The sequence below is a fragment of the Enterobacter cloacae complex sp. I1M genome (genome assembly GCF_014982425.1).
GTDB lineage: Bacteria > Pseudomonadota > Gammaproteobacteria > Enterobacterales > Enterobacteriaceae > Enterobacter > Enterobacter intestinihominis.
Genome location: NZ_JADCLG010000003.1, coordinates 46,297 through 63,231, shown reverse-complemented (window position 1 = coordinate 63,231; position 16,935 = coordinate 46,297). Strand labels below are relative to the sequence as shown.

At 56.6% G+C, this 16,935-nt stretch carries 14 protein-coding genes; 6 read left to right on the top strand and 8 right to left on the bottom strand.

Going from position 1 to position 16,935, the window contains the following annotated elements:
* Window positions 1-70: 70 nt before the first annotated feature.
* Complete coding sequence (locus INF86_RS01160; protein ID WP_063841547.1) at window positions 71-1,219, bottom strand: YbfB/YjiJ family MFS transporter; 1,149 nt, start codon at window positions 1,217-1,219, stop codon at window positions 71-73.
* A 137-nt stretch (window positions 1,220-1,356) separates the two neighbouring features.
* Between INF86_RS01160 and fghA the strand changes: the two genes are divergently transcribed.
* Together fghA and INF86_RS01150 are read left to right on the top strand one after the other, a co-directional pair.
* Window positions 1,357-2,184, top strand: coding sequence for an S-formylglutathione hydrolase (gene fghA, locus INF86_RS01155; RefSeq protein ID WP_038416422.1), 828 nt, complete (start codon window positions 1,357-1,359; stop codon window positions 2,182-2,184).
* 261 nt (window positions 2,185-2,445) lie between these two features.
* Window positions 2,446-4,431, top strand: a complete 1,986-nt coding sequence (locus tag INF86_RS01150) for a ligand-gated channel protein (RefSeq protein WP_023306610.1) — start codon at window positions 2,446-2,448, stop codon at window positions 4,429-4,431.
* Window positions 4,432-4,485: 54 nt separating this feature from the next.
* On the opposite strand, the gene INF86_RS01145 is transcribed toward INF86_RS01150, so the two are convergent.
* Together INF86_RS01145 and yieE are read right to left on the bottom strand one after the other, a co-directional pair.
* The gene (locus tag INF86_RS01145) at window positions 4,486-5,955 is read right to left on the bottom strand and encodes an amino acid permease (RefSeq protein WP_022648700.1); all 1,470 of its coding nucleotides are present in this window, start codon (window positions 5,953-5,955) and stop codon (window positions 4,486-4,488) included.
* Window positions 5,956-6,125: 170 nt separating this feature from the next.
* Window positions 6,126-6,992, bottom strand: a complete 867-nt coding sequence (gene yieE / locus INF86_RS01140; protein ID WP_003859337.1) for a DNA-binding transcriptional regulator YeiE — start codon at window positions 6,990-6,992, stop codon at window positions 6,126-6,128.
* Window positions 6,993-7,089: 97 nt separating this feature from the next.
* Here yieE and INF86_RS01135 point away from each other — a divergent pair, with 97 nt between their 5' ends.
* On the top strand, window positions 7,090-8,136 hold the full coding sequence (locus tag INF86_RS01135) for a YeiH family protein (protein WP_022648702.1): 1,047 nt from the start codon (window positions 7,090-7,092) through the stop codon (window positions 8,134-8,136).
* Window positions 8,137-8,200: 64 nt separating this feature from the next.
* A complete protein-coding gene (gene nfo, locus INF86_RS01130; RefSeq protein WP_157507184.1) occupies window positions 8,201-9,058 on the top strand; it encodes a deoxyribonuclease IV in 858 nt (285 codons plus the stop codon).
* A 74-nt stretch (window positions 9,059-9,132) separates the two neighbouring features.
* Here nfo and fruA read toward each other — a convergent pair whose 3' ends face one another.
* Genes fruA through fruB form a run of 3 tightly spaced genes read right to left on the bottom strand, consistent with a single transcriptional unit; the run spans window position 9,133 to window position 12,903 of the window.
* Window positions 9,133-10,818 carry a PTS fructose transporter subunit IIBC gene (fruA, locus tag INF86_RS01125; RefSeq protein ID WP_022648704.1) on the bottom strand — a complete coding sequence of 562 codons (1,686 nt, stop codon included), beginning with the start codon at window positions 10,816-10,818 and terminating at the stop codon, window positions 9,133-9,135.
* Window positions 10,819-10,834: 16 nt separating this feature from the next.
* Complete coding sequence (fruK, locus tag INF86_RS01120; RefSeq protein WP_006811313.1) at window positions 10,835-11,773, bottom strand: 1-phosphofructokinase; 939 nt, start codon at window positions 11,771-11,773, stop codon at window positions 10,835-10,837.
* Window positions 11,773-12,903: a fused PTS fructose transporter subunit IIA/HPr protein gene (gene fruB, locus INF86_RS01115; protein ID WP_193543144.1), complete on the bottom strand. Its 1,131-nt coding sequence runs from the start codon at window positions 12,901-12,903 to the stop codon at window positions 11,773-11,775. The genes fruK and fruB overlap by 1 nt, the downstream gene beginning before the upstream one ends.
* Before the next feature lie 357 nt (window positions 12,904-13,260).
* Here fruB and setB point away from each other — a divergent pair, with 357 nt between their 5' ends.
* Complete coding sequence (gene setB / locus INF86_RS01110; RefSeq protein ID WP_032622475.1) at window positions 13,261-14,442, top strand: sugar efflux transporter SetB; 1,182 nt, start codon at window positions 13,261-13,263, stop codon at window positions 14,440-14,442.
* Here setB and INF86_RS01105 read toward each other — a convergent pair.
* Window positions 14,439-14,693 carry a YkgJ family cysteine cluster protein gene (locus INF86_RS01105; RefSeq protein WP_023300591.1) on the bottom strand — a complete coding sequence of 85 codons (255 nt, stop codon included), beginning with the start codon at window positions 14,691-14,693 and terminating at the stop codon, window positions 14,439-14,441. The genes setB and INF86_RS01105 overlap by 4 nt on opposite strands.
* Window positions 14,694-14,857: 164 nt before the next feature.
* On the opposite strand from INF86_RS01105, the gene yeiP reads away from it, so the two are divergent.
* Window positions 14,858-15,430 carry an elongation factor P-like protein YeiP gene (gene yeiP, locus INF86_RS01100; protein ID WP_003859355.1) on the top strand — a complete coding sequence of 191 codons (573 nt, stop codon included), beginning with the start codon at window positions 14,858-14,860 and terminating at the stop codon, window positions 15,428-15,430.
* Between the two features lie 116 nt (window positions 15,431-15,546).
* Here the strand turns inward: yeiP and uxuA are convergent, their stop codons facing one another.
* Window positions 15,547-16,737, bottom strand: a complete 1,191-nt coding sequence (uxuA, locus tag INF86_RS01095) for a mannonate dehydratase (RefSeq protein ID WP_022648722.1) — start codon at window positions 16,735-16,737, stop codon at window positions 15,547-15,549.
* Between the last annotated feature and the right edge of the window lie 198 nt (window positions 16,738-16,935).

Below are 16,935 nucleotides of genomic sequence, written 5' to 3'. Positions count from 1 at the left end.
CTCGTTGTGGCAAAAGTGTGCGCTCATTGTGCGTGAGGCGACGCACATAATCCAGTATTCACGTCGATAATTATTGCAATTGCTGTTGCCTTTCAGCCTGACGGTTCCAGACTAACGCTCCGCCAGCGAACAGCGCGATCCCCGCCAGCCCCAGCGCGGGTTCCAGCCGGTGCGTGAGCCAGGTCGAGAGTGCCGACGTGACCGGACCAATCAGCTGACCAATGGCATACCCGGTGGTGAGCAATCCCGCCATATAACGCGTATGATCTGGCGCCAGCTCGCGACCGTACAGAAGAGAGAGCTGCACGGCGCAGAGGAACCCGCCGCCCACCAGCAGCCCACCCGTCAGCAAGCCGCCAATGCCCGGCAGCAGCCAGGCCGCCAGCACGCCTATCCCCTGTAACCAGAGAACAATCGCCAGCCTGCGGTTAGCGCTTGATGTATGCCGCAGGGCAATACTGAGCGCAATCCCCACCACCGAGGCGGCGCCAAATATTGGCCAGACAAACTGGGCAAACAGGCTGCCCGGGAAACGCACCGCCGCCATTTGCGACAGGAAGGTCGCAGGGAGGATATAGCCGAACCCTGCCAGGCTGTAGCTCCAGACCAGACGCCTGAGATCCGCGGTCAACAACAGCGGCTCAGGCGCGGTACCGGGGCGATGAAGCTGGCCCGCGCGCGGCAGGTAGCGCGCCACCAGCGCAATCAGCACCAACGCCAGTACGCCGTAGATTTGCCATGCCGCCCCGGCGGACAAGGATTTCGCCTGAATATAGACCGCCAGCAGGCCACTCAGGGCGATACCGGCCCCGGGTCCGGCAAAGACGGCTGCACTAAGCCCCGGCTTGCCCAGCTGCCCCAGCCGCTCGTTGGTCCAGGCGGCAATCAGCACCATCGACCAGCCGCTCATGCAGCCGATCACAAAGCGCAGCAGGCCGTGAACGACAGCATTATCTGCCGCCGCAGAGAGCAGCGTCAGCGCCACCGCGCCAGTGATGCCAAGCCAGAGGCGCGTTTCAACGAAGCGATGAGCGCGCATAGCATCCCATGCCCCCACCAGATAGCCCAGGTAGTTCATTGCCGCCACCAGCCCCGCGCTGGTGAGCGTGAGTTGCCCGGCGGCAATCATCAGCGGCACCTGAGGCGTGAAGGCGAAGCGCCCTATCCCCATCGCCACGACCAGAACCACAAATCCGCTGAGCGCGATACGCAGCGCCATGATCGCTCCAATTGTTAAAGAAAAGTAAATTTATGATGCAACATCTCGCCGTCCTGCGAAAGTGAAAGTTGCTCACAGGTCAATGAAAACTCTGTATTATGCGTTTAATGAATAGTCTTTCGTATAAGGAGCCCTGCATGGAACTGCTCGAAGAGCATCGTTGTTTTGAAGGTCGACAGCAGCGCTGGCGGCACGACTCCACCACGCTGAACTGTGCTATGACGTTCAGTATTTTCCTGCCCCCTGCGGACAATCCACCGGTGCTGTACTGGCTTTCAGGCCTGACCTGCAACGACGAAAACTTCACCACCAAAGCGGGCGCCCAGCGTATTGCTGCCGAACTGGGCATTGCGCTGGTGATGCCAGATACCAGCCCGCGTGGCGATGACGTGGCCGACGATGCCGGATACGATTTGGGTAAAGGCGCCGGGTTCTATCTCAACGCCACGGAACAACCCTGGGCGAGCCATTACCGCATGTATGACTACATTCGCGATGAACTGCCTGCCCTGGTGCACTCTCAGTTCGCGGTCAGCGAGCGCTGCGCGATAAGCGGACATTCGATGGGTGGCCACGGGGCGCTGATAATGGCGCTGAAAAATCCGGGGAAATACACCAGCGTGTCCGCATTTGCGCCGATTGTGAACCCAACGCAGGTGCCGTGGGGGCAAAAAGCCTTCACGCACTATCTGGGTGAGGATGCAGAGAAATGGCAGGAATGGGACAGCTGTGCGCTGTTGCTGGCAAGCCAGCCAGAAGACGCTATCCCGATGCTGGTGGATCAGGGTGATGCCGATCAGTTCCTCGCCGGGCAGTTACAGCCTGCGGTGCTGGCGGAAGCCGCGCGCCAGAAGGACTGGCCGCTGACTCTGCGCATACAGCCGGGATACGATCACAGCTATTACTTTATGGCGTCCTTTATTGAAGATCATCTTCGCTTCCATGCGACACATTTGTTCGCGTAAATACAGCTGTTTGCCCGATAGCCTCTCGCCTGTCGGGCCTTTCCCCTCATTTACATAATCCTATCCGCTTGAATCCAGCCTGTTTTCCGTCGCCCTCACTCAAACACAAATGATTTCAATTATCATTTGTGTTTACAATTCTACATTCTTTTGTACAATTCCAGGCTCTTCTCCATCTCAAAGAGTTCTTACAAGACAAAAACATACAGTTCTCAGGGTTATCCCGATGGAGTTTTTTTCATTTTTATACGGAATGTACAAATGACAATACCACGCATTAAGCTCCTGGCCGTCGCCATTGGCGCTGCCACATGTTCCCCCTTCGTTCACGCAGCCGATCAGGACACCGTTGTCGTTACCGCGACGGGTTTTGAACAAAAGATCCAGAATGCCCCCGCCTCCATCTCTGTGATTTCAAAACAGCAGATTGAAGATAAAGCCTACCGTGATGTTACCGATGCCCTGAGAGATGTCCCGGGCGTCGTCGTCACCGGCGGTGGAAGTAGCAGTGATATCAGTATTCGCGGCATGGCCTCTCAGTACACCCTGTTCCTGGTGAACGGCAAACGCGTCAGTACGCGAAGCACCCGCCCAAACAGCGACAACTCGGGTATTGAACAAGGCTGGCTGCCGCCGCTGGAGTCCATTGAGCGCATCGAGGTCATCCGCGGCCCGATGTCCTCGCTTTACGGCTCCGATGCTATGGGGGGCGTCATTAACGTCATTACCAAAAAAGTCTCGAACACCAAAGCCTGGACCGGTTCGTTGCATGGCGATGCAACCTTCCAGGAAAATCATGACTCCGGCGATATCTTCCAGACCAACGCCTACGCCTCTGGTCCCCTGATTGACGGGCTGCTGGGTGCAAAAGTGACGGGGCTGTTGTCACGCCGCGCAGAAGATAAAATCGTGAACGGCTATAACGAGCAGAAAATGCGTAACGGTGGCATTACGCTGAACTTCACGCCGGACGAGAAGAATGATTTCGACCTCGACTTTGCTCGCGAGCTTCAGGACAGAAACAGCACCCCGGGGATGTCGAAAGCAGCTGAAACCTGCCGGGGAACAACTTGTACGCCAAATACCAAAAGCGACTCGCGCTATGAGCACACGACCTACTCGTTAACCCACAGTGGTTATTACGACGACTTCAATACCACCAGCTATATCCAGCAGGAAGAGACCAATAATCCAGGTCGCAAAATGCGTTCCTACAACACCACCTTTAACAACCAGAACCAGATCTTCCTCGGCGATCATACGTTGACCCTCGGCGGGCAGTACCGCTATGAGAAACTGCGCGACAACGGTAATCAGCTGGAAGCTGCTGACGGCCTGAACAAACTGACGCGCTGGAGCTGGGCCCTGTTTGCCGAAGATGAATGGTCAATGACGGAAAGCTTTACGTTGACCGGCGGCCTGCGTATGGATAAAGACCAAAACTACGGGACGAACTGGACGCCGCGCGGTTACGGCGTATGGCACCTGGCCGATCAGTGGACGTTGAAAGGCGGGGTTTCTGCTGGCTATCGTGCGCCGGATCTGCGTCAGTCGTCTGCCAGCTGGGGCCAGGTGACAGGTGGCGGCCGTCTTGACGGTATCATCGTCGGCAACCCGGATCTGAAACCCGAGAAGAGCCTGAGCGAAGAGCTCGCCCTGCTCTGGGATAACAACGATAACCTTAATGCCGGTGTGACGCTGTTTAATACCGACTTCAAGGATAAAATTACGGAAGTTCGCCGCTGTAACAGCAGCGCCGATCCCGCCTGTACGATTGGCGATCATAGCTATGATTTCGTCAGCGATCGCGTCAACGTGGACAAAGCCAATATGCGCGGTGTGGAGTCCTCCTTCGGCTGGAAAATCACGCGCGATGTGAACTGGACTGCAAACTACACCTATACAGAATCCGAGCAGAAGAGCGGCCAGTTCTCCGGCAAGCCACTGAACAAAATGCCAAAACACATGTTCAACACCACCCTGGACTGGCAGGCGACGCCCGACGTCGGCTTCTGGAGCCGTCTGAACCTGCGCGGTAAAACGTCTGAGTACCTGAGCCGCACGTCAATGTCCCAGGGTACACCGTCCTACACTCAGGTGGATGTCGGTATGCGCTACAACGCCAACAAAAACCTGCTGGTTACTGCCGGTGTGTATAACGTGCTCGATAAGCAGATTGATTACGATACGTATGACACCGTGCTGGATGGCCGTCGCTATACCGTTGGCATGACCTACAGCTTCTGATCTGCCCATAAAAAAGCCCGCTCGATTGAGCGGGCTAAAAGAGAGGAAGTGCGGTTATTGTTTAAATCGTTCCGGGAAATCCATTTCACTGTAGCGAACGAAGCGCGTTCCTTTCGTCAGTTTGTAGCCAAACCAGATGATCAGGAACAGCGGAATGCCAATATAGGTGGCCGTGACGGCGCCCCAGTCAATGGTGTCCGCAAGGAAGGCCTCATAGTTCTGGCCCAGGGTAATGATCAGGCACAGAACGAAGGCGAAGATCGGCCCCAGCGGGAAGAACCCTGACCGGTACGGCAGATTATTCAGATCATGACCCTGCTTGACGTACCCGCGACGGAAACGGTAGTGGCTGATGGCAATGCCCAGCCAGGCAATGAAGCCCGTCATACCAGAGGTGTTAAGCAGCCACAGGTAGACCGTCTGGTTGCCGAACATGGAGGTCAGGAAACAGAGACCCGCAATCACCGTGGTCGCATACAGCGCGTTGCGTGGCACGCCACCGCGAGACAGTTTCGAGAAAATACGTGGCGCTTTACCGTCGCAGGCCAGGGTGTAAAGCATGCGGGTAGAGGCGTACATCCCGGAGTTACCCGCAGACAGTACCGCCGTCAGGATCACCGCGTTCATCACCGCCGCCGCAGAGAGCAGACCCGCGTGCTGGAAGACCAGGGTGAACGGGCTGACGCTGATGTCTTTCACATCGTTACGCAGCAGGCTTGGGTCGGTATACGGAATGATCAGGCTGATAATCAGGATCGCGAACACATAGAACAGCAGGATACGCCAGAACACCTGACGCACCGCGCGCGGGATGGTCTTCTCCGGGTTTTCGGATTCACCGGCCGCAATGCCAATCAGTTCGGTGCCCTGGAAGGAGAAGCCGACAATCATCGCCACGCCAATCATCGCCGAGAAGCCCCCGGCAAACGGCGCATCGCCTATTGTCCAGTTACTCCAGCCCGCCGGTTCGGCCCCTTTGAAAATACCAACGATCATCGCCACACCGACGACGATAAAGATGATGACGGTTGCCACTTTAATCAAAGAGAACCAGTATTCCGCTTCGCCGAAACCGCGCACGGAGATGTAGTTCAGCAGGAAGATGACCGCCAGGAACAGGGCGCTCCAGATCCAGCCGGGCGTGTCCGGGAACCACCAGGTCATCACCAGCTGTGCGGCGACGAGGTCAACGGCGATGGTCACCGCCCAGTTGTACCAGTAGTTCCAGCCCAGCGCGAAGCCGAAGCCTTCCTCAACGTATTTTTGTCCGTAGGTCGAAAACGAACCAGACACCGGCATGTATGCCGCCAATTCGCCCAGGCTGGTCATCAGGAAGTAGACCATCAGGCCAATCAGGATATAAGAGAATAATGCCCCACCCGGGCCGGCTGCCGAAATTGTTGCGCCAGAGGCAACGAAAAGACCCGTACCGATGGAGCCGCCAATGGCGATCATCGTCAGGTGACGCGCCTTAAGTGCGCGACGTAGCGCGGGCGCTTCTGTGGTTTTAGTTTCTGAAACCATGTGAAAATGCTGTCCATTCAATAAATGAGGCGCGATTGTAGCAGACGATCTGCGTTGCTTCCGGCAGAAATGCTCAGTTATAAGAGAGCTTCATGACTCGGCCAGGATTATAAGCAAAGCATAATTTTTCCCTCTCCCCTTTGGGGAGAGGGCCAGGGTGAGGGGCGCTTTTACATCTCGCAGTAGCGCAGAAAACGCTGGAGCGAGCTGGAAAGGTGTTTCTGACGATGGTGGATGCACCACAGCGTGCGCACCAGCTTCGGCAGCGGAACGGGGATCTCAACCAAAGAGCCGGTTTCCAGCTGTTCGGCGATCACCCGTCGGGAAAGACAGCTAATGCCCAGGCCATGACGTACGGCATGCTTAATGGCCTCGGAGTTACCTAACTCCATCCCTAGCTGGAATTGCGGCAGATGGGACAGCAGCAGATAATCGACAATCTCACGCGTGCCGGAGCCCTGCTCTCGCAGGATCCACTGCGCCTGCGCCAGACGCTCCAGCGTAACCTCGCCCTGGAGTAAAGAAGAGGCCGGGGAAGCAAACACCACCAGCTCATCCTCAAGCCAGGGCTCCGCAATGATATCGACGTTGTGGCACGGCCCTTCGATAAGACCGATGTCCACGCGGAAATCAATCACCGCGTTAATCACGTCCTGGCTGTTGCCGACGCTCATCTCCAGCGGCAGGGTCGGAAAATCCCGGCGGTAGCGGGCGATCACTTCCGGCAGGATGTAGTTACCGATCGTGCTGCTAGCGTAGACGCGAATAGCGCCGTTGTCCTCGCGGAACAGCTGTTCGATCTCCGTTGCCTGCTCAAGTAAGGCCAGGGCACGCGGATACAGCAGGCGGCCATGTTCGTTCACCACCAGTCGCTTTCCTACCCTGTCGAAAAGCTGGACGCCCAGTTGCCCTTCAAGATCGGTCAAGGCCGCGCTAACGGCGGACTGCGAGAGCGCCAGCATTTGTGACGCCTGGGTTGTCGAGCCGCTTTTCAGCACCTCGGCAAAAACTTCCAGCTGACGCAATGTAATGTGCATGGTTGCTTACCACTTATAAAGATTGATTATAAATATATAATCAATTTTATTTTTAAGCCAGAGCGCCGTAACCTTTAGCCAGACAAAGGAGAAGGTTATGTCAGAAATCACCTTACAACATCATCGTACAGTGTGGCACTTCGTGCCGGGTCTCGCGCTCAGCGCCGTGGTTACCGGCGTGGCCTTATGGGGTGGCAGTATACCGGCTGTTGCCGGTGCAGGGTTCAGCGCCCTGACGCTGGCCATTCTGCTCGGCATGGTGGTCGGGAACACCGTTTACCCGCATATCTGGAAATCCTGCGACGGCGGCGTGATTTTCGCCAAGCAGCATTTATTACGTCTCGGGATCATCCTTTATGGCTTCCGTCTCACCTTTTCGCAGATTGCGGATGTGGGTGTCAGCGGGATTGCCATCGACGTCCTGACCCTTTCGAGCACCTTTTTACTGGCGTGCTTTATCGGCCAGAAGATCTTTGGACTGGACAAACAGACCAGCTGGCTGATCGGTGCGGGTAGCAGCATCTGCGGCGCAGCGGCTGTACTGGCAACAGAGCCGGTAGTCAAAGCCGAAGCCAGTAAAGTCACGGTTGCCGTCGCGACGGTAGTTATCTTCGGTACGCTGGCGATCTTCCTGTATCCAGCCATGTATCCGCTGGTGGCGCACTGGTTTAGCCCGGAAACCTACGGCATTTATATCGGCTCAACCATGCACGAAGTGGCGCAGGTGGTGGCGGCAGGTCACGCCATTAACCCGGAAGCGGAAAACGCGGCGGTCATCGCCAAAATGCTGCGCGTGATGATGCTGGCCCCGTTCCTGATTTTCCTTGCGGCGCGGGTTAAACAGCTGGCTCCGGCAGGCGGCAGCGAGAAAAGCAAAATCACCATTCCGTGGTTTGCGATCCTGTTCATCGTGGTCGCTATCTTCAACTCTTTCCACCTGCTGCCAAAAGCGATGGTGGATATGCTGGTCACGCTGGATACGGTCCTGCTGGCGATGGCAATGGCGGCGCTGGGCGTCACCACGCACGTCAGCGCGCTGAAAAAAGCCGGGGCGAAACCGCTGCTGATGGCGCTGGTGCTGTTCATCTGGCTGATTGTTGGCGGCGGTGCGATTAACCTTGCGGTACACAGCCTGTTGGCATAAACCATCTCGTCCTTCTCCTGTTAACCCGCTATCATAGGCATTTCGGGTTAACAGGAGTCTTTTTATGAAATATGTTGGAGCGCACGTCAGCGCTGCCGGTGGCCTTGCGAATGCCGCCATTCGCGCCGCCGAAATCGAGGCGACCGCTTTCGCCCTGTTCACCAAAAACCAGCGCCAGTGGCGCGCAGCTCCCCTCACCGCGGAAGTGATTGATGACTTCAAAGCCGCCTGCGAGAAATACCGCTATAGGCCTGGGCAGATCCTCCCGCACGACAGCTACCTGATTAACCTCGGCCACCCGGTTGCTGAGGCACTGGAAAAATCCCGCGAAGCATTCCTGGATGAGGTTCAGCGCTGTGAACAGCTGGGGCTGACGCTGCTGAACTTCCATCCCGGTAGCCATCTGATGCAAATCGACGAAGACGCCTGTCTGGCGCGCATCGCCGAGTCCATCAACATGACGCTGGATAAAACCCAGGGCGTGACGGCGGTGATTGAGAATACCGCCGGTCAGGGCAGCAACCTCGGCTTTAAGTTTGAGCATCTGGCGGCGATCATCGACGGCGTGGAAGACAAATCCCGCGTGGGCGTGTGCATTGATACCTGCCACGCGTTTGCCGCCGGGTATGACCTGCGCACAACCGAGGCCACGAAAAATACCTTCGAAGAGTTCGAGCGTATTGTTGGTTTTAAATATCTTCGCGGTATGCACTTAAACGATGCGAAAAGCGCGTTCGGCAGCCGCGTAGACCGTCACCACAGCCTGGGCGAAGGTAATATCGGCCACGATGCGTTCCGCTTTATCATGCAGGATGCCCGCTTCGACGGCATTCCAATGGTGCTGGAAACCATCAATCCGGATATCTGGGCAGAAGAGATTGCCTGGCTGAAGGCACAGCAGACCGCTGAACAGGCGGCATAAAAAAAGCCGGGCGCTTAACGCGACCCGGCTTTTTTGTAGGTCGGGTAAGGCGAAGCCGCCACCCGACACCTCTTTTAGGCTGCTTTTGCGACCACTTCCGCTTCCGGGCGCTTCAGCACCGCGTAAGACAGACCCGCCACCAGCGTACCGGCAACAATCGCCAGCAGGTAGCCCAGCACCGGCGTGATGGCGCCAGGGATCAGCAGGACGAACAGACCGCCGTGCGGTGCCATCAGTTTCGCACCTACCGCCATGGAGATAGCTCCCGTTACCGCACCGCCGACGATACAGCATGGCAGAACACGCATTGGATCGCGCGCCGCAAACGGGATTGCGCCTTCGGTAATGAAGCACAGACCCAGCACCAGCGCCGCTTTGCCGCCTTCCTGCTGCGCTTTATCGAACTTACGACGGGCAATGATTGTCGCCAGGCCAAGTGCCAGCGGAGGCACCATACCTGCCGCCATGATCGCCGCCATAGGCGCATAGGTCTGGGTACTCAGCAGGCCAACGCCGAACGCGTATGCCGCTTTGTTTACCGGACCGCCCATGTCTGTACACATCATACCGCCGAGGATTGCGCCCAACAGCACCGCGTTCGCCGTCCCCATGGTTTGCAGCCAGTGGGTCAGACCTTCCAGAATGCCCGCGACCGGCTTACCAATCAGGTAAATCATCGCCAGACCGACCACCAGGCTGGAAATCAGCGGGATGATCAGGATAGGTTTCAGCGCCTCCATACTCTGCGGCAGCTTCAGCTTCGAGCTGATGAGCTTCGCCACGTAACCGGCAAGGAAACCGGCAATAATACCGCCGATAAAGCCAGAACCAGTGCTCACGGCCAGCATACCGCCGATAAGACCCGGCGTCAGACCCGGACGGTCAGCGATGGAGAAGGCGATAAAGCCCGCCAGCACCGGCACCATCAGCGCAAACGCGGAGCCGCCACCAATCTGCATCAAGGCTGCCGCCAGCGTGCCCTGCTCTTTAAAGGCTTCGATACCAAAGGCAAAGGAGAGCGCAATACACAGGCCGCCCGCCACCACCATCGGCAGCATGTAGGAAACCCCGGTTAACAGGTGACGATAGGCACCCGCAGACTCTTTCTTACCTTCGCCAGGCGTTTTAGCCGCACCGGTCGCCTGATAAGGTTTGGCTTCCGCCAGCGCTTTATCAAACTCCTGCGCAGTTTTCTTCAGCGCCAGGCCGGTTGAGGTGCGGTACATCGGCTTACCAGCAAACTTCGCCAGATCCACTTCGATATCGGCCGCCACGATCACCAGATCGGCTTCGGCCACCTCTTCCGGTGTGATGGCATTACCCGCGCCAACAGAGCCGCGAGTTTCAACCTTCACCCACCAGCCGCGTTTTTTCGCTTCGGTTTCAATGGCTTCAGCCGCCATAAAGGTGTGAGCCACACCTGTCGGGCAAGCCGTTACCGCAACAATGCGTTTCGGCCCAGCGGTTGCGACCGGCGCGGCCTCAACGGGTGCACTGTAAACCGTCGCATGACCTTTTGCTTCGCTCAGAAACAGTTCAGGGTGTGCCACCGCGCGGTTAATATCGCCCAGCCACACTTTTTTGCCGTTCAGGGCGCTGTCCGCGGGGATTTTGTCGCCCAGAACAATCGCCATTTCAGCATCACCCGGGTTATCAATGATATCCAGGTGCGCTTTTTGTGCCGCCGCGCCCAGCAGGGTCTTCGCCATATAGGCACGAGCCTGTCCGAGACCGGAGTCAATGATCAGCAGCGTTTTCATTATTCCTCTCCTGCTGTTAGTTAAAAGGTTTTAAGTCAACGCGCGCCATCATCGCGGCTAACTGGGTACGATCGGTAATACCGACATTGCTCTGGCTCACGGCCAGGGCCGCAACGGCGGTAGCAAGGCGTAGGGTATGTTCACTGGATTCGCGCATCAGCAGACCGTAGATCAGGCCGCCAACCATCGAATCCCCGGCACCCACGGTGCTGACCACTTCCATAGAAGGCGGTTTGGCAATCCATTCCCCGGAGGCGTTAACCCACAGGGCACCTTCTGCACCCAGCGAAATCACCACATGAGCGATACCCTGCTCGCGCAGCGCATGGGCAGCGTCAATCACATCCTTTAATTCTGGCAGCTTACGGCCCGCCCAGATTTCCAGTTCACGGCGGTTAGGCTTAACCAGCCATGGCGAGGCTTTCAGACCGGCGACCAGCGCGTCGCGGCTGCTGTCAAAAATAATGCACGGGCACTGGCTGCGCAGGCGCGTCATCCAGTCGGTGAACGCTTCCGGGCTGACGCCGGACGGCAGGCTGCCGCTGACGCACACCATGTCAAACTGGCCCAGCCAGCTCAGGGAATCGGCAACGAAGCGCTCCCAGTCAGCCGGGGTCACTTCGAAGCCAGAGAAGTTCAGATCGGTTACTTCACCGTCTTTCTCGGTCAGCTTAACGTTAATACGGGTACGGCCCTGCACAACCTGAAAACGGTTGGCGATGCCCAGTTCACTGAACAACTGCTGAAAACCGTCCTGGTTGTCTTTGCCAAGGAAGCCGCCAACGGTGACGTCGATGCCGAGATCTTTCAGCACCTTCGCCACGTTAATCCCTTTCCCTGCGGCATGCAGGCCGGTGGTTCGCACCAGGTTAACTTCGCCACGCTCAATTTCCGGGCAGAAGCCCACCAGATCGTAAGCCGGGTTCAGCGTAATGGTCGCAACACGTCTGCTCATTATGCGCCCTCCCCCAGACCGGCCGCGATGGCGTCGCCAATCGCTTTTAGCGCCTGTTCAGCATCAGCACCCTGCGCGGTAAAACGCAGACGATGGCCTTTCTTCACACCCAGCGCGACAACTTTCATCAGGCTGCGCCCGTTGGCTGGTTTACCCGAACCGTCCAGATTGGTCACGGTGATCTCACTTTCAAATTGTTTAATGGTATTCACCAGCATGGTGCCCGGACGGGCATGCAGGCCGTGTTCGTTACGCACCACGTACTCCGCGCTCAGCAGGTTGTCCGTCAGCGCATCGTCGCTGGTCAGCAGGGCCAGCACCGTCGCCGCGTCTGCGTTCAGCAATTTTTCAGCTTTATTGTTCAGCAGCAGATCGCCAAGGCGCTTCAGGACGGATACCGGCTGATCGTCAGCCATGGCAACGGTTACCAGCATCGCGGCGCGTTCCCCGTCTGTCTCAAAGGCAACCGCAGCACGGCTGACCGCGATAGCACTGCGCAGGTTGCCTTCAGCACTGTCGTTCAGCCAGATGCCCTGACCCAGGTTTAAAGGCTTATCATTGATGGTGCGGGTCACAAAGGCGGTATCAGCCGCCCCCACCTCTTTCAGGCGAGCCGCGTTCAGCGCCTGGAGCGTCACCAGATCGGACGCAACGACGTCCAGCATCAGGGTTTCATTATCCACCTTCAGCGCTTCGCTCTGTTTTTCGCCCATCAGCAGGGCACGCAGCTCTTCAGCAGTGGTGGCGGATTTAAGCTGTTCCGCGACGGCATCATCGCTCAGCACGTGCGTCAGCTGACGCAGCAGGCCCAGATGTTCGTCACCGCTGGCCGCGATACCGATCGCCACGTAAGCCACCTGCCCCTCGCCCCAGAGCACGCCCTGCGGGAACTGGAAGACCTGCACGCCGGTTTTCAGCACCTGATCGCGGGTGTCCGTGGTGCCGTGCGGAATTGCAATACCGTTACCGAGGAAGGTGGAGGTCTGCTGTTCACGCGCCAGCATGCCGTTGACGTAGCCGTCCGCCACGTTGCCAGCCTGCACGAGCGCAGCGGCGACCTGGCGAATAGCCTCTTCTTTATTCCCGGCCTGTTCGCCCGGGTGGATATCCTGAACAGATAACTGGAACATGATTCTCCTCTCCTGCTGAAATTGAATCGTTTCAGCTTAACTGAGAAAATATGCGCTAACCTGCTTCTACAGGAATGCAAGATAGCGCTGAAACGTTTCAAGAAGTCTTGTCTTTTCTACAAAAGGTTGCAAGAAAAGTTACATTTCTTGTTGCAGAATTTAGAAGTGCAGCACATTTCTTCTTCAATAGGGAGGTTTTTGCTGATGTTCAGCAAACAGGTTCAGCACGCTTCAGCGAAACAGCGTTAAACTGAAATGCTATTTTGATTTATTGTGGCAATCTTGATTTTGCCCTCTGTTTATTTAATGACAGGCGGCGTAAACTCCGCCTCTCTCTGTTACTCGCAAAGACTGAACATGCATAACACCCCCGCTGCCGCCTCACCAAAGCCCTTTGATTTGACGTCAACGGCGTTTTTGATTGTTGCTTTCCTCACCGGTATTGCCGGTGCGTTACAAACACCTACGCTGAGCCTGTTTCTGACCAACGAAGTCCACGCGCGTCCGGCGATGGTTGGCTTCTTCTTCACCGGGAGCGCCATCATTGGCATCCTGGTCAGCCAGTTTCTGGCCGGGCGTTCCGACAGAAAAGGCGATCGCAAAAGCCTGATTGTTTTTTGCTGTCTGCTGGGCGTTTTCGCCTGCGTGTTGTTTGCCTGGAACCGCAACTATTTCATTCTGCTGTTTGTTGGGGTGTTCCTGAGCAGCTTCGGCTCGACCGCCAACCCGCAGATGTTCGCCCTTGCCCGCGAGCACGCCGACCGTACAGGACGGGAAGCGGTGATGTTCAGCTCGATACTGCGCGCGCAGGTGTCGCTTGCGTGGGTGATTGGCCCCCCGCTCGCCTACGCGCTGGCAATGGGTTTTGGCTTTACGGTAATGTACCTCAGCGCGGCGGTAGCCTTCGTGGTGTGTGGCGCAATGGTATGGTTCTTCCTGCCTTCCATGCGTAAAGAGCCGAAAGTGGCGACCGGTACGCTGGAAGCACCGCGGCGTAACCGGCGCGACGCACTACTGTTATTCATTATCTGTACGCTGATGTGGGGAACGAACAGCCTCTATATCATTAATATGCCGTTGTTTATTATTGATGAGCTGCATCTGCCGGAGAAGCTGGCCGGGATCATGATGGGAACCGCCGCGGGGCTTGAGATCCCCACCATGCTGATTGCGGGCTATTACGCGAAGCGCTTCGGCAAGCGCTTTTTGATGCGCATCGCCGCCGTTGCCGGACTGCTGTTTTATGTCGGTATGCTGACGGTTCATACGCCAGCCCTGCTTCTTGCTTTACAGCTGCTGAACGCCATTTACATCGGCATTCTGGCCGGTATCGGCATGCTCTACTTCCAGGATCTGATGCCGGGTCAGGCAGGCGCTGCCACCACCCTTTATACTAATACCACCCGCGTGGGCTGGATTATTGCAGGCTCACTGGCGGGCGTTGTGGCTGAAATCTGGAACTATCATACGGTGTTCTGGATTGCGCTGGTGATGTGCGTCCTGACGCTGAGCTGCCTGACGCGGATCAAAGACGTTTAAGGCGCGGTGAGCGCTTCCAGCTCAAGCAGGTAAGTGATGGCTTGCTGGCGCGTACTGCCGCACATTTCGGCGCCAGGCTGGAGCCCGGAGCACACCTTCGGGCGTAAAGGCGAGCCAAAGATCATGCACAGGTTGGAGTCAGAGAGCTGAACGCAGCGGGTATTGGCAGGCTTGCCTTGTGGCATGCCTGGAATGGGGCTTGAGATGGACGGTGCGGTACAGCACGCGCCACAGTCGGAACGACAATCCATACATGCTCTCTGTTGGTGGCAGATGCCCGCGCAGTCGGGCATTGCGCGCACAGTAACACCTTTTATGTATTGATAGCAAAACCCACGAATTCCGCTTGCCTGAAAGGCCGCGCGCGAGTAATTTGGCGCGATATTTTTTACCTCCCGTAAACAGGATTACTGCAATGCCAAGAGCGAACGAAATCAAGAAAGGTATGGTACTGAATTACAACGGCAAACTGCTGATTGTGAAAGATATCGACATTCAGGCACCCAGCGCCCGTGGCGCAGCAACGCTGTATAAAATGCGTTTCTCCGATGTCCGTACCGGCCTGAAAGTGGAGGAACGTTTTAAAGGCGACGATATCGTGGATACCGTGACCCTGACCCGTCGCTACGTTGATTTCTCCTACATCGACGGCAACGAATACGTGTTCATGGATAAAGAAGATTACACCCCGTATATCTTCACCAAAGATCAGATCGAAGAAGAGCTGCTGTTTATTCCTGAAGGTGGAATGCCGGACATGCAGGTGCTGACCTGGGATGGCGTGCTGCTGGCGCTGGAGCTGCCGCAGACCGTTGATCTGGAAATCGTTGAAACGGCACCGGGCATCAAAGGCGCGTCTGCAAGCGCGCGTAACAAACCGGCTACCCTGACTACCGGTCTGGTCGTACAGGTGCCAGAATACCTGTCAGCGGGCGAGAAAATCCGTATCCATATCGAAGAAAAACGCTATATGGGTCGCGCTGACTGATTGTGGCGTTTGCCGGGTGGCGGCTGCGCCTTACCCGGCCTACAAAAACACAAAAACCGGCCTCAGAGCCGGTTTTTCGTAGGCCCGGTAAGCGTAGCGCCACCGGGCAATCAGGCTTACAGAAGCTCTGGATACTTCGTCATTTTCAGCGCCAGCTCGATACCGCGCACTTCCGCCATCCCTTTCAGACGGCCAATCGCCGAATACCCTGGATTCGTTTTCTTGCGCAGATCGTCCAGCATCTGATGCCCGTGATCCGGACGGAACGGGATAGGACGTACATCCCCCGCCTGCTTACGACGTACTTCTTCAGAGAGAATGGCATCCACCACCGCAACCATGTTCACGTCGCCGCCAAGGTGGGCTGCTTCATGGAAGGTTTTTGGATTCTCTTCACGGCAGGTTGCACGCAGGTGAGTGAAATGAATGCGATCCCCGAAGGTTTCGATCATCCGCACCAGATCGTTATCCGCACGCACGCCGTAAGAGCCCGTACACATGGTAAAGCCGTTGTAGATGCTGTCCACCGTCTCTTTTAGCCACTGCATATCCTCAATGGTCGACACGATACGCGGCAGGCCAAGGATTGGACGCGGAGGATCGTCCGGATGAACCGCCAGCCGCACGCCCGCTTCTTCTGCCACCGGCACGATAGCGCGCAGGAAGTGCGCCATGTTTTCACGCAGCTGGTTTTTATCGATATCGCCATATTCCGCCAGGCGCGCGCGGAACTGATCGAGGGTATAGCCCTCTTCCGCCCCCGGCAGGCCCGCGATAATATTGCGAACCAGCTTCTCAATGTCCGCTTCACTGGCGGCATTGAACCACGCCAGCGCCTGCTGCTGCTCTTCGGCGGTGTAGTCTGCTTCCGCCCCCGGACGCTTCAGAATGTGCAGCTCGAAAGCCGCAAAAGCGATTTGATCGAAACGCAGCGCCTTCGAACCATCGGCCATTTCATATTCCAGGTCGGTACGCGTCCAGTCCAGAATTGGCATAAAGTTATAGCAGACGGTATCAATACCGCAGGCCGCCAGGTTACGAATGCTCTGCTGATAATTCGCAATCCAGGTTTCACACTCACCGGAGTGGGTTTTGATATCTTCGTGAACCGGAATACTTTCCACGACAGACCAGGTTAGACCCTTCTCTGCCAGCTGTGCCTGACGCTTTTGGATTTCCTCCACCGGCCACACCTGACCGTTCGGAATATGATGCAGCGCCGTGACCACACCCGTTGCGCCAGCCTGACGCACATCATCAAGAGAAACCGGATCGTTCGGCCCGTACCAACGCCAGGTTTGTTCCATTGCCCCACCCTCTCAAGTTGTTATACCAATATGGATTACCTCAATGACGACTACCATACATGTTTAATCGAAGTGGTCAACACAGCGCGCGACATTGATTGATCAAACTCACATAACCGGGATATTTACGGCTTACCAATTTAATTTGCTGTCATATAACTTTAAACTGGCATTGTTAATTAATGGTTAATCAGGTGT